The sequence below is a fragment of the Kitasatospora indigofera genome, assembly GCF_014655955.1.
In the GTDB taxonomy this organism is placed as follows: Bacteria; Actinomycetota; Actinomycetes; order Streptomycetales; family Streptomycetaceae; genus Kitasatospora; species Kitasatospora indigofera.
In genome coordinates this window covers 29,485-42,738 of the sequence record NZ_BNBO01000069.1, presented here as the reverse complement: position 1 = coordinate 42,738, position 13,254 = coordinate 29,485, and the positions used below count along the sequence as shown (strand labels likewise).

At 75.0% G+C, this 13,254-nt stretch carries 9 protein-coding genes; 2 read left to right on the top strand and 7 right to left on the bottom strand.

The features are described 5' to 3' along the window. Positions 1–210: 210 nt before the first annotated feature. Entirely contained in the window at positions 211–2,232 is a 2,022-nt protein-coding gene (locus IE329_RS35400; RefSeq protein ID WP_190215145.1) for an NACHT domain-containing protein, read from the bottom strand. Positions 2,233–2,589: 357 nt separating this feature from the next. Beyond that, a complete protein-coding gene (locus tag IE329_RS35395) occupies positions 2,590–3,312 on the bottom strand; it encodes a TetR/AcrR family transcriptional regulator (RefSeq protein ID WP_190215144.1) in 723 nt (240 codons plus the stop codon). Positions 3,313–3,454: 142 nt separating this feature from the next. Here IE329_RS35395 and IE329_RS35390 point away from each other — a divergent pair, with 142 nt between their 5' ends. Continuing rightward, on the top strand, positions 3,455–5,191 hold the full coding sequence (locus tag IE329_RS35390; protein WP_190215143.1) for an amidase: 1,737 nt from the start codon (positions 3,455–3,457) through the stop codon (positions 5,189–5,191). A 214-nt stretch (positions 5,192–5,405) separates the two neighbouring features. Here IE329_RS35390 and IE329_RS35385 read toward each other — a convergent pair whose 3' ends face one another. The 5 genes from IE329_RS35385 to IE329_RS35365 form a co-directional block, all read right to left on the bottom strand. Next, a complete protein-coding gene (locus IE329_RS35385; protein WP_190215142.1) occupies positions 5,406–6,323 on the bottom strand; it encodes an RNA polymerase sigma-70 factor in 918 nt (305 codons plus the stop codon). Next, on the bottom strand, positions 6,320–7,513 hold the full coding sequence (locus IE329_RS35380) for an NAD(P)/FAD-dependent oxidoreductase (protein WP_190215141.1): 1,194 nt from the start codon (positions 7,511–7,513) through the stop codon (positions 6,320–6,322). Before IE329_RS35380 ends, IE329_RS35385 begins: the two co-directional genes overlap by 4 nt. Positions 7,514–7,788: 275 nt before the next feature. After that, positions 7,789–9,237: a PepSY-associated TM helix domain-containing protein gene (locus IE329_RS35375; protein ID WP_229928020.1), complete on the bottom strand. Its 1,449-nt coding sequence runs from the start codon at positions 9,235–9,237 to the stop codon at positions 7,789–7,791. 130 nt (positions 9,238–9,367) lie between these two features. Beyond that, the gene (locus IE329_RS35370) at positions 9,368–10,096 is read right to left on the bottom strand and encodes a hypothetical protein (RefSeq protein WP_190215139.1); all 729 of its coding nucleotides are present in this window, start codon (positions 10,094–10,096) and stop codon (positions 9,368–9,370) included. 120 nt (positions 10,097–10,216) lie between these two features. Next, entirely contained in the window at positions 10,217–11,620 is a 1,404-nt protein-coding gene (locus IE329_RS35365) for a short-chain fatty acyl-CoA regulator family protein (protein ID WP_190215138.1), read from the bottom strand. A 341-nt stretch (positions 11,621–11,961) separates the two neighbouring features. On the opposite strand from IE329_RS35365, the gene aceA reads away from it, so the two are divergent. After that, positions 11,962–13,254: an isocitrate lyase gene (gene aceA, locus IE329_RS35360; RefSeq protein WP_190215137.1), complete on the top strand. Its 1,293-nt coding sequence runs from the start codon at positions 11,962–11,964 to the stop codon at positions 13,252–13,254.

Sequence of the window (13,254 nt, the reverse complement as noted above, 5' to 3'; positions counted from 1 at the left end):
CGCCGCCGGGCCGCCTCCTCCGGGTGCTTGGGCGGTGAGCGGTGAGCGGTGAGCGGGCGAAGTGCTGCTGGATCCTGGTGTGCCGGAACTGGTAGACCGCGCCGACCTTCCGCAGCACGCCCCCCTCCAGGAAGGTCATCGCCGCCCTCGGCAGCCGCCCGGTCAACGGCAGCCACAGGCGCGCGAAGACCGCCCACTGCCCCCACGCGGTCAGGCTGAGCCCGGCGCCGATCCCGGCCCCGAAGGCGGCGAGGAGACCGAACCGGAGGGCGTCCGGGACGGTCCAGCCGAGCCGGACGCCCCACCGGTACCCGTCCAGCAACTCGACGGCGGGCCAGCCGGCCGCCCCGGTCGCGACCCCGAACAGCGGGGCGAACATGAACCACTGCAGGAACGCCGTCCGGCGGTTGCGGCCCAGCAGCTCCCGGGGGGGGCGGGGGCCGACACGATGTCGACCGAGGCCTCGCACCAGGCCATCAGGGCACCGCTGATGCCGCCCGCGAACGCGAACATCGCCCCGTAGATCACGCCGTCCACCAGCCCGACCCTGAGCGCGAGCGGATCTCCGGTGAGGAGCTTGCGGACGAGCCCCTGCACGAGGCCGATTCCGAACCCGCCCGCCAGCCCTCCGGCGATCCCCAGCCCGGCCCGCGCGAGGATCTCGGGCCCCGACCTGGCCCGTGACCGCCCGGCCCGGCCACCGAGGCGGATCCGCACCCGGGACGGCTCCGGGGCGCCGCCCCTCAACAGCACTCCCGCCCCGTGCACCAGGGCGAAGGCCACGGCCGCCGGGACACCGTTGATCAGGACGTCGGCGGCCCCGAGCAGGACGCCCTGCACGAGTCCGGGCCAGAGCCCCGGGTCCGGCCCGGTGTGGCCGAGGACGGCCGCCACCCCGTCCAGCGGGCCGACGACGACGCCGAGGCAGAGCGCGCACACCAGCCCGGTCACGATCATGCGCGGCACGAGCCGCACGGCGGTGCCCAGCTCCCACCAGGCGAGGTCGGCCGTCCCGCGTTGTTGCAGGTGCCGCGCGAGGAAGCCCAGCCAGCGGGCCACCCGCTCCGGGTCCCGCTGCCGGCCCTGCCACGGCGCCTCCCGGGAGGCCCTCCGCCCGGGCTGGGCAGGTGGCAGGGGCCCCGCGGGACAGACCGCCGGGACCAGCGAGTCCAGCAGGTGGTCCTCGATCGCCACGGCGCTGGGAAAGAGCGACCGGTCGGCGAGGTCCCCCGGGAGCCGGCCCGCGATCGGACGCCGGTAGGCGGTGCGGCAGAGCCAGAGCATCAGCGGCACCCTCAGCACCTCGGCCGCGGGGCAGGACGGGTCCTCGCCGAGCGCGTCCGTGAGCGGACGCCAGCGCTCCCGGTGCTGCGGCGTGGCACTCGCGAGCAGGTACCGCACGGCCTCCTCGACGGTCAGCGGCTCGGCCCGGACGACGGCGGCCTCCTGGAGCACGGAGGCCGAGCCGGCCGCCGCCTCGTAGTCCTCGGTCCGGCTGGTCAGGATCAGCGGGCCGCCCTCCGCGAGGGCGGTGTTGAGCGCCTCCAGGGCCTCCGGTCGCTCCGGCGCGGGCAGTTCGTCCAGTCCGTCGAGCACCGGCAGGACGCGCTGATCGCGCAGGAGCACCCGGACGGTGTCCAGGTCCAGATAGGGGTACTCGCGCAGGAGCTGCCGCTCCAGCCAACGGGCGAAGTGCTCCTCGCCCGGCCGCCAGGAGGCGAGCGACAGGAGGACCGGGACCGGATCGCCCTCGTCCATCCGCTGCAGCAGTTCGATCACCAGCAGGACGGCCAGGCTGGTCTTGCCGCTGCCGGCCCCGCCCAGCACCACCAGCCGGCGCCGCTCCGAGTCCGAGAACGCGTCGGCGAAGGCGGCCAGGTCCGCCGCGCTCTCCTCGCCCTGGCCCTCGCCCTGGTCCCCGCCCTGGCCCTCGCCCTGGCCCTCGCCCTGGCCCTCGCCCTGGTCCCCGCCCGGTCCGGGGTGGTCACCGGCCTCCCCGCCGCTCGTCACGCGCCAGCGCACCGGGATCGGCCGCGACCCCAACAGGCCGCGCAGGGCGGCCTCCTGCCGCCACTGCCCCAGCACCACGCGCCCCAGCCGCTGCGCCCCCACCTCGACCGGATCGGGGAAGACCAGGGTGAAGTAGTTGTTCTGGACACTGTGGTCGCCGTACTGCAGCGCGACCGATCCGCGGAGGGCGGTGCGGCGGCCGCCCCGCTCCGCGCCGGTCACGGGGATCCGAGGTGATCGCCCCGGCGGCGGTGCCCGGTCACGCCCGTGCCCGGCCCGTGCAGCAGGGCCGGCCCGTTCGCCGGGCACCCGCCGCGGCCCGCACCGGCCACCCGCCCGGCCGCCCGGGCCGGTCCGGGCGCCCCTCCCGGGCCGGCTCCCCACCCACCATGCTCGCTCCCCCGCAGGACGCGCTCGTCAGTACCGCGACCCTAGCCCCGCAGGGCCTGGCCCGTGACGCGAACCCCGAAGACCGGACCGGGGGCTCAGCGAGGAAAACCCCTCACCAGTAACAGGTATGACGATGCCTCAGAACGCGACGTGCGGGCTTCGACCGGGCACCCCGCCCCGGCCGCGTCGTCAGGCCCGGCCGCCCGGCCGCAGTTCCCGTTCGAGGGCGGACAGGGCGAACGAGTGCGCGGAGGCGTGCTGCCAGCGCGACCGTCCGAACATCACGTCGCCGGAGAGCCCGTTGAGCATGGCGACGGCCCTGATGACGAACTCGGAAGGGTCCACGGCGGCGAACCGCCCCAGGGCCTGACCCTCCCGGAGGATGGCCTCCAGCCGCTCCTCCCAGGCGTCGGACAGTGCGGTGAGGAGGTGCCGGCCGGCGTCGTCGTGACGCTGGGCCAGCACCTGCGTCCACAGGGCGTAGCGTTCGTCGCCCTGGTGGCGGGGCAGGTAGTAGCGGACGAACAGCGCCAGCTTCTCGGCGGGGGACGCGGCCTCGTCCGCGGCCTGCTGGAACCGGGCGCCGAGGTCCGCCTCGCTCCAGGCGAGGACTTCGAGCAGGAGGCGGTCCTTCTTGCCGAAGTGGTACAGGATGTGCCCGGTGCTCATGCCGGCCCGCGCGGCGATGTCCGACATCCGCACGGCCGCGGTGCCCTTCTCCGCGATGGCGCTGATGGCGGCCCGCATCGCCCGCCCCCGTGCCTCGTCGCCGCTGGGCTGACGCTTCCGGTCGGCCAGGGCCCGGACGGGCTGCGCGGCACCGCCGGGACCGGTGCCCGGCACAGGCCCGGTGACGCCCTCCGCCGCGGGGAGGCGGTGCGGCCGTGCGGGCTCGGACTCTGGCGTCGGCATGGCTCGTCTCGATTCTGGTGACCTAGATCTGTAGTCTAGACTGAAAATCTAGTCAGTGCAGTGGAAGCACGGCGGCCGCGGGCGATCGGTTCGACGCCCGGCGGCTCGGCCGGCCCGACCCGACCTCCCAGGAGACACCCCTATGACGCGCCGATTCGACGTTGTGGAGACCGGTATCGCCGACCTGCGCGCGGCGCTGGAGAAAGGCGAGACCACCGCGGTCGGCCTGCTCGACGCCTACCTCGCGCGGATCGACGCGTACGACCGGCCCGGCACCGGCACCGCCCTCAACGCGCTGGTGGTGCTGAACCCGGAGGCCCGCGCCGAGGCGGAGGCCTCCGACGCCCGACGCGCGCGCGGCGAGACGCTCGGCCCGCTGGACGGCATCCCGTACACCGCGAAGGACAGCTACCTCGCGAAGGGACTGACGGCCGCGGCCGGCTCGCCCGCCTTCGAGCACCTCGTCGCCCAGCGCGACGCCTTCGCCGTCGAGCGGCTGCGCGCCGGCGGGGCGGTCCTGATCGGGCTGACCAACATGCCGCCGATGGCGAACGGCGGCATGCAGCGCGGCGTGTACGGCCGCGCGGAGAGCCCGTACAGCGCCGACTGGCTCACCAGCGCCTACGGCTCCGGCTCCTCCAACGGCTCCGGCACCGCGACGGCGGCGTCGTTCGGCGCCTTCGGCCTCGGCGAGGAGACCTGGTCCTCCGGCCGGGCGCCCGCCTCGAACAACGCGCTGTGCGCCTATACGCCCAGCCGCGGGGTGATCTCGGTGCGCGGCAACTGGCCGCTGGTGCCGACCATGGACGTCGTGGTCCCGCACACCCGGACCATGGCCGACCTGCTCGAACTGCTCGACGTCATCGTGGCCGACGACCCGGAGACGCGCGGCGACCTGTGGCGCGCGCAGCCGTGGGTGCCGCTGCCCGCACCGTCGCAGGTGCGCCCCGCCTCGTACCCGGCCCTCGCGCCGGCCGACGCCCCGACGGCGCACGCCGCACTCGCCGGCAGGCGCGTCGGCGTCCCCAGGATGTACATCAACGCCGACCCCGGCGCCGGCACCAACCCCGACGGCGGCATCGGCGGCCCGACCGGCCGGCGGATCGACACCCGCGCCTCGGTGATCGCCCTGTGGGAGGCGGCCCGCCGCGACCTGGAGGCCGCCGGCGCCGAGGTGGTCGAGGTCGACTTCCCCGTCGTGTCGAACTACGAGTCCGACCGCCCCGGGGCGCCCTCGCTGCACACCCGCGGCCTGGTCGGCCGCGACTTCCTCACCGTCGAGATCGAGGACCTGTCCGCCTGGGCGTGGGACGACTTCCTCCGGGCCAACGGCGACCCGGCGCTCGCCACCCTGGCCGAGGTCGACCCCGACCGTATCTGGCCCAAGCAGCAGGGCGAACTCCCCGACCGCTACACCGGCTTCGACGACACGATCGGCGACTACCCGCGCCTGGTGCGCGAGCGCCCGTACGCGTCCTTCACCGACATGCCGCACCTCGAGGCGGGGCTGCGCGGGCTTGAGGAGACCCGCCGGGTCGACCTGGAGCTGTGGATGGACGACCTGCGGCTGGACGCGGTGGTGTTCCCCGCCGTCGCCGACGTGGGGCCCGCCGACATGGACGTCTCCGAGGCGTCCGCCGAACTCGGCTGGCGCAACGGCGTCTGGGTCGCGAACGGCAACCTGGTGCCCCGTCACCTGGGCATACCGACGGTCACCGTGCCCATGGGCACCATGGCGGACACCGGCATGCCCGTCGGGCTGACCTTCGCCGGCCGCGCCTACGACGACAACGCCCTGCTGGCCCTCGGTGCGGCCTTCGAGGCGACCGGCAGCCGGCGCACCGTGCCGCCGCGCACGCCGCGCCTGCCGGCGGAGTGACCTGACGGCGGAATGACCTGACGGAGGCGACCTGACGGGTCGCGGCGCGGGGGGCACGGCCGGACGGGTTGACGTCCGGCGGCCCGCCGCGCGGTCAGGGGGTGGGTGGCGGCGGGCGGAGCACGGCCCGCCGCCCCCACCCGGACGGTGCCGGGCAAGCGCGCCCCTGCCCCCACCCGGAGGTTCCGGCGGGCCCCGGCGACCGGCCGACGGCTCAGGAGACGTCGTGCCGGGTGCCGCCGGTGACGGCGTGCAGCTTGTCCGGGTTGGCCACGTTGTGGATGGCCGCGATGCGCCCCTCCGGGTCGAAGTCGAAGGTCATCGTGGCGACCACGCGGTCCGGGCCGCGGAAGACCACACCCGGGCCGCCGTTGATCCCGGTCAGCTCCGCCCGCATCTCCCCCGGCCCGATGCCCTGGTAGGTCGCGCTGCCGAGCGCGGCGAACCAGCCGGCCACCGTCTCCAGGCCGATCACCGGCTTGAGGGCCTGGCGGACCTTGCCGCCGCCGTCGGTCCACAGCGTGACGTCCGGCGAGAGCAGCTCCATCAGGGTGTTGATGTCGCCGCCCGTGGCCGCCGCGAGGAACCGCTCGGTGACGTCGCGTCGGTGGGCGCGGTCCGCGGTGAAGCGGGGCCGGCGGGCCTGGACGTGCTCGCGGGCGCGGTGCGCGGCCTGCCGGACCGCCGCCTCGGAGCGTTCCACCGCCTCCGCGATCTCCGCGTGACTGAAGGCGAAGACCTCCTTCAGGACGAACACCGCCCGCTCCAGGGGGCTCAGCGTCTCCAGCACGACGAGCAGGGCCATCGAGACCGAGTCCGCCGTGGCGACGCCGTCGGCGGTGTCCGGGCCGGTGAGGATCGGCTCGGGGAGCCACGGCCCCACGTAGGTCTCGCGCTGGTGGCGGGTCGACCGGAGCCGCTCCATCGCCAGGTTGGAGATGATCCTGGTCAGATAGGACTTGGGGTCGGCGACCCGGGACCGCTCGGCCGCCGACCACTTGAGCCAGGCGTCCTGCACCACGTCCTCGGCGTCGGCGGCGGTGCCCAGGATGCGGTAGGCGACGGAGAAGAGCAGGGTGCGGTACTGCTGGAAGGCGAGCTGGTCGGCGTCGGTCTGCTGGGGCTGGGTCACTTGGCGCTCCTGATCCGGGTGTAACGGCCGCCGTGCGGCCAGAGGGCGCCCGAGGCGGGCATCCGCTTCATGCGGGCGAAGGTCGGCCACGGCGCCGCGCTGACCGTCTCCTTGTACTTCGCGGCCCGCCCGCCGGTCAGCACGATCCGGCGCGGGCTGTCGTCGGGGTGGGTGAACTGCACGACGGCGTCCTTCCGGCCTAGGCTGACCGGTGTGTGGTAGTAGCCGAAGCGGAAGGGCTTGGGCTCCTTGCCGGCCAGCACCCGCAGGATCGACAGGGCCGCGTGCACTCCGCTGGGCATGCCGCCCTGGCAGGTCCCGTGCATCACGCCGTAGCCCTGCCGGATCGCCGCCGCGTCGCCCACGGCGTAGACCTCCGGGTGGGAGACCGAGCGCAGCGCGCCGTCGGTGACCACCCGGCCGCGCTCGTCGACGGTCAGGCCCGCGGCGGCGGCCAGCGGCGGGACGCGGGTGCCGCTGGTCCACAGCACCGCGTCGGCCCGGATGCCGGAGCCGTCCGCGAGTTCGACGCCGTCCGGCAGCACCTCGGCCACCTCGACGCCGCTGCGCACCTGCACGCCGAGGCGGGCGAGCGCCGCGTCCAGGTAGGCCTTGGCCTTCGGGTGCATGCTCGCGCCCGGCTCCTGCCGGCCCACCAGCACCACCCGGAGTCCCGGGTGCCGCTCGGCGATCTCCGCGGCGGCCTCGATGCCGGTCAGGCCGTTGCCGCCGACCACGACGGTCCCGCCGTCGAGCCGGGCCAGCCGATCGGCGAGGAGGGCTGCGTCCTCCGGGCCGTTGAGGGTGTAGGCGTGGTCGTCCGCGCCGGGGACGGCGTCGGTGTCGGCGATGCTGCCCAGGCCGTAGACCAGGGTGTCGTAGCGCAGGACCTGGTCGTCGTCGATCCGGACGGTCCTCGCCGCGGTGTCGACGGCGGTGACCCAGCCCCGGACGAAGGCGGCCCCGGTGCCGTCCAGCAGGTCCGGGATGTTCAGCACGGGCGTCCGCCGGCCGGTGGCGGTCATGTGCAGCCGGAGCCGCTCGGTGAAGGTGTCGTAGGGGTTGACCAGCGTCACCCGCAGGTTCCCGCGCCTCCTGGTGCGGGCCGCGAGCTGGATCGCGGTGGCGAGCCCGGCGTAGCCGGCTCCCAGGACCAGGACCTCGTGCCGCTGCTCCGCTGTCGCCTTCATCACTGTGCTCTCGCTCTCGTGCCGGTCGTTCCCGCCGTGCGGACGACCACCAGACGCAAGCTGCCGCTCCGTTCGTGACATCGGGCCCCTGTGACCCGCGTCACGCCTCTCGGCGGGGGTCCGGGGCGTGGCACCGGCCCCCGGGAGGCGCCGCGACGCGCAGCATTCAACCATGATCGACTCTGCGCCCGCACGGGAACTGACGGAACAGAGGAATGCGCAGGCCGGCGACCGGCCCGGCGCCTCCACGCCGGGCCGGAACCACGCCGTCGAGGTCAGCCGGTGCGGCGGGTGCGGCGCATCAGACCGGTCACCACGTCCAGGACGACGAAGGCGGCGAGGGTGACGCCGAGGACGGGCAACGCCCAGCCGAGCGCCACCAGCACGGGGAGGCCGGCGGCCAGCAGCGGCCGGGGGACGGTGCGCCAGGCACCGCGGGCGGGCGGGGTGCCGAACCTGGAGCTGCGGTCGGCCCGGGTGGGGCGGCGCTGCCACCACATGCGGTAGCCCCAGGCGGTGACGAGGATCAGGCCCACCGCGATCACGGCGAGCAGGATCTGGTTGACGAGGCCGAAGAGCACGCCCATGTGGCCCTGGACGCCGAGCTTGCTGAGCTTGGACAGCAGCGGGTAATCGGCCCAGCGGGTACGGGCGGTGACCTCCCCGGCGCCGGCGTCGACGGCGACCTGGTCGTAGTGGACGGGCCAGGTGTTGTCCTTCTGGGCCACCGTCCAGGCGGCGGCCGGGCCCTGGGGCGGGGTGATCTGCACGGTGCCGCCGAGGCCGGCGCCGCGGGCGACGGCGAGGGCCTTCTCGAAGTCGGCCGGGCCCGGGCCGGCCGTCGCGGCCCCGCCCTGGTGGCCGGCGTGTTCCGCGTGCTCCCCGCCGTCGGCGGCCGCGCCCTGCCCGGCGCCGGGCAGCGCCGTGTCCAGCTCGGGCGCGTGGCCGCGGGTGGCGTCCAGCAGCCGGCCGAAGCGGTCACCGGCGTAGTGGGACCAGGTCATGCCGGTGGCGCTGAGGAAGAGCAGGCCGAGCGCCAGCCACACGCCGGTCGCCGCGTGCCAGGAGCGGGTGCGGCGCACGCCGCGGGCGGTGCGGTCGGGCAGCAGGACACCGCGGACGGACGCGGCGCGACGGCCTCGGGCGCGGCCGAGCCACAGCACCAGCCCGCCCGCGACGATCACCCACAGCCAGGACGCGGCGACCTCCGAGTAGAGGCGGCCGCCCTCCCCGAGATGCAGGTTGCGGTGCAGGTCGTCCAGCCAGGTGGCCAGCGGCGTCGACCCCCACCAGGTGGTCAGGTGCCCCTTCACCTGGGCGGTGTACGGGTCGACGAAGACGGTGCGCTGCTTCTCGCCGAGCTCGGGCAGCGACAGCACCACCCGGGTGGTGTCCTCCGGGCCGGGCGGGGTGACGACCGCGGCGAGCGTGCCCTCCGGGTACGCCTGACGGGCGGCGGCGATCTGCTCGGCCAGCGGGCGCACCGGGCCGCCGGGGTGCCCGACCGTCAGCCACTTCTCGTAGACGAGCCGGTCGAGTTGCGGGGTGAACGTGTAGGCGAGGCCGGTCACGGCCACGACCAGCAGGAACGGGGCGACGAACACCCCGGCGTAGAAGTGCAGGCGCACCAGCAGCGCCCGGGCACCCGCCCAGGACCTTTCGGGGCCGGGCGGTGCCTGGTCGGGCGGCAGGACGGGGGTTACGGGTTCCGTGGTGGAGGACATGTCTGCTCCAGGGGATTCCGCGCACACGGACATGGCCCGGCGGCGCGGCAAGGGGGGCCGATGGGGACGCCTCACCCGGTCGGGGCGAGGACGGCAGGCCGAAGCGCACCCGCAGGCAGGGGTGTCGCTGTCAGGCCCGGGCCACCGCCGGCGGTCCTCTCCTGGGCTCGCACCGGGCCAGCAGCACGGCGTGCGGACGGACGGACGGCGCGTCACGGACCGGGACGCTCGGCCGCCGCGGGGCGGGGCTCCGCAGCAGCGGCAGGATGAGCCGGCGCACCACCAGGGCGGCGAGCCGCCGCAGCACCCGGTCGCCGTGCAGCAGGAACACCGCGGTGCCGAAGGTGGCCAGCGCGTGCGCGGCCGTCATCGCCCACCCCATGCCGTGCGGCATCGGTCCGGCCATGGCGGCCGCGTCCACCGCCCCGCCGGCCGGGTCCGGCAGCACGCCGGGGCCCAGGCCCATGTCCATGTCCGCCGGCATCTGCAGGCTGTCGGGGACGACGGACAGGCCGTCGCTCGTACAGAGGAACGTCACGGTCCCGGCGGCGTGGCCGGGCCCGGAGGCACCGGCAGGGGCGGCCGGGGCGGCCGGCATCGACAGCCGGTCGAGGGCGAGGTGGAGCGCGAACTGGGCGGCGGCCAGCGCGGTGACGGTGCTCCGGAACGACCGGCCGTCCCGTGCTCCGGGCAGCAGCACGCCGACGGCCAGCAGGGCGGCGAACAGGCCGCACAGCACGCCCGGGCCGGGCAGGTCGCCGCCCGCCGTCACGTGCGCCACCATGCCGAGCAGCAGGGACGCCGAAGCGCCGAGCAGCCCCGTACGGGCCCGCTCCCGACGGCTCTCCGGTGTGCGCACCGGCCCAACCTACCGGCACCCGGGCCCGCCGTCACCGCCCTGACCAGTAACGACGTGCACGAACGGCAGGAGCCGCGCGCTCCCGGAGCACCTTCTTTCCCGGGTCTGCGACCGGGTACGTCAGCCTTCCGGGTCGGCGCGGACGGCGTACGGGACGAAGGTGCTGCTGTGCTCGTCGACGGCCAGCGTCCGGCCGATCGCCGGGGCGGAGCGCTGGGGGCAGGCGGGACGCTCGCAGACCTTGCAGCCGAGGCCGATCGGTGTGGCGGCGGCTTCGTCGCCGAGGTCCAGGCCGGCCGCGTACACCAGCCGGCCGGCGTGCCGGATCTCGCAGCCCAGGCCGATCGCGAAGGTCTTGCCGGGGCGGCCCCAGCCGCCGGGCGAGCGGGTGACGTCGCGGGCGGTCCACAAGTAGCGGCGGCCGTCCGGCATGCCAGCGACCTGGACGTGGACCCGGCCGGGTGCGGCGAAGGCGTCGTAGACGTTCCAGAGCGGGCAGGTGCCGCCGGTGCGGGAGAAGTGGAAGGCGGTGGCGGACTGCCGCTTCGAGACGTTGCCCGCGCGGTCGACCCGTACGAAGGAGAACGGCACTCCTCGCCGCCCGGGGCGCTGAAGGGTACTGAGCCGGTGGCAGACGGTCTCGTAGCCGACCCCGAAGTGGTCGGCGAGGTGCTCGATGTCGTAGCGGGCGGCCTCCGCCGCGTCGTGGAAGACCCGGTAGGGCAGGACGAGGGCGGCGGCGAAGTGGTTCGCCAGGCCGATCCGGGTGAGCGAGAAGGCGGCGGAGCCCTCGGGGCCTTCCTGGGCGGCGAGTTCGGACAGCAGCGAGTCGTGTTCCAGGTAGGCCAGCTGGGTGGCCATCCGGAAGGCCTGCTGGCCGGGCCGCAGCCGGTCGGACAGGTGCAGGACCCGGGTCCGGTCGTCGTACCGGTGCAGGTTCCCGCCGCCGGCGACGATCCGGACCTGGTGACCGGTGGCCAGCCGCCCGGCCAGGGCCTCCCGTACCCCGCCGCGCCTCAGCTTGACGGCTCCGGCCAACTCCTCCGCCGCGACGTCGAGTTCGTGGACGTAGTTCTGGCGGCGGTAGAAGAACTCGCGGACCTGCTCGTGCGGGGTGCGGGCGCCGGCCCCGGGGCCGCGGTCCCCGGCGAGGACGGCCAGTTGCTCGGCCGCGTCCCGGCGGCCGCGGGCCAGGTCGGTGAGCAGCCGGGCCACGGCGGGAGTGCGGGTGGCGACCTCGTCCAGGTCGCCCGGGGTGATCCGGCCCGCCGCGAGCTCCTCGCCGAGGGAGTCGCGCAGCTCGGCCGTGAGCCGGGCGCTGCCGGAGGGCGCGAAGTAGCCGGCCTCGACGCCGAACGCCTCGGTGAGCCGGAGCAGCACCGGCACGGTGAGCGGGCGGGCGTCGTGCTCCAGCTGGTTGAGGTAGCTGGGCGAGAGTTCGAGCAGTCGTGCCAGGGCGGCCTGGCTGAGACCGCGGTCCTCACGGAGGCGGCGCAGCCGGGCGCCCGCGAAGGTCTTGGCCATGCTGTCGCTCCCCGGTCCGTTCCAGCCCGTCCGGTGGGGCAGCTTAGCCGGACGACCGCCGGCCCGGTCTTCGCAGTCTTCGCAGGACCGGTGACGGCGCTTCACAGAACTTGGCACGGATCCATCGGTGACGGCGGGCATCGCCGCCTGGCAGAGTCGGCGATGCGGCCGGAAGGCACCCCAGGAAGCCGGGAAGTGCCAGGTCGGTCACCCTGGTTCGGCTTCCCGGGCGACGGCCTCCGGCGGTCTCGTTGCGCCGCCCGGCGCCGGCCGGCCGCCCACGCACCCGCCCGGTGAGGTGCGTCACATCCTTGGCAACAAGCACTCTCAGGAGCAGACCCATGACGCAGTCGGTCCGGCAGCAGCAGGAGCAGCAGGCGGCGGAGCTGGCCGCCCGGTGGGCGTCCGACCCCCGCTGGGCGGGCATCGAGCGGAGCTACGGCGCCGCGGACGTGGTGCGGTTGTCCGGCACGGTGCGCGAGGAGCACACGCTGGCCCGGCGCGGCGCCGAGCGGCTCTGGTCGCAGCTGCACGAGCGGGACCACATCCACGCGCTGGGCGCGCTGACGGGCGGCCAGGCGGTGCAGATGGTGAGGGCCGGCCTGCAGGCGATCTACCTCTCGGGCTGGCAGGTCGCGGCCGACGCCAACCAGGCCGGCCAGACCTACCCCGACCAGAGCCTCTACCCCGCCAACTCCGTTCCGCAGGTGGTGCGCAGGATCAACAACGCGCTGCTGCGGGCGGACGGGATCGACGCGGCCGAGGGGACCGCGGGGCCGGACTGGCTGGTGCCGATCGTCGCCGACGCGGAGGCCGGCTTCGGCGGGCCGCTGAACGCCTTCGAGCTGACCAAGGGCATGATCGCGGCCGGCGCGGCGGGCATCCACTACGAGGACCAGCTGGCCTCCGAGAAGAAGTGCGGCCACCTGGGCGGCAAGGTGCTGGTGCCCACCGCGCAGCACGTCCGCACCCTCAACGCGGCCCGGCTGGCGGCGGACATCGCGGACGTGCCGACCCTGATCGTCGCCCGCACCGACGCCCTGGCCGCCAACCTGCTGACCACGGACGTGGACGAGCGCGACGCCCGGTTCTGCACCGGCGAGCGCACCGCCGAGGGCTTCCACCGGGTCGAGCCGGGCATGGCGCCGGTGATCTCCCGCGGCCTGGCCTTCGCCCCGTACGCCGACCTGCTCTGGATGGAGACCGGCACCCCGGACCTCGCGCAGGCCCGGGAGTTCGCCGAGGCCGTCAAGGCCGAGCACCCGGACAAGATGCTGGCCTACAACTGCTCGCCCTCGTTCAACTGGAAGGCGTCGCTGGACGACGACCAGATCGCCAAGTTCCAGCGGGAGTTGGCCGCCATGGGCTACCGCTTCCAGTTCATCACGCTGGCCGGCTTCCACGCGTTGAACCACTCGATGTTCCAGCTCGCCAAGGGCTACGCCGAGAGCGGCATGACGGCCTACGTGGACCTCCAGGAGGCCGAGTTCGCGGCCGTCCCGGACGGCTACACGGCCGTCAGGCACCAACGCGAGGTCGGCACCGGCTACTTCGACCAGGTCTCCGCCGCGCTGAACCCCAACGCCGAGACCCTGGCGCTGACCGGCTCCACCGAGGCCGAGCAGTTCCACTGA

Coding starts and splice junctions, on each gene's coding strand:
- IE329_RS35395 (WP_190215144.1), bottom strand. CDS start 3,312: ATGCCGACGCCAGAGTCCGAGCCCGCACGGCCGCACCGCCTCCCCGCG.
- IE329_RS35390 (WP_190215143.1), top strand. CDS start 3,455: ATGACGCGCCGATTCGACGTTGTGGAGACCGGTATCGCCGACCTGCGC.
- IE329_RS35380 (WP_190215141.1), bottom strand. CDS start 7,513: ATGAAGGCGACAGCGGAGCAGCGGCACGAGGTCCTGGTCCTGGGAGCC.
- IE329_RS35375 (WP_229928020.1), bottom strand. CDS start 9,237: ATGTCCTCCACCACGGAACCCGTAACCCCCGTCCTGCCGCCCGACCAG.
- IE329_RS35365 (WP_190215138.1), bottom strand. CDS start 11,620: ATGGCCAAGACCTTCGCGGGCGCCCGGCTGCGCCGCCTCCGTGAGGAC.
- aceA (WP_190215137.1), top strand. CDS start 11,962: ATGACGCAGTCGGTCCGGCAGCAGCAGGAGCAGCAGGCGGCGGAGCTG.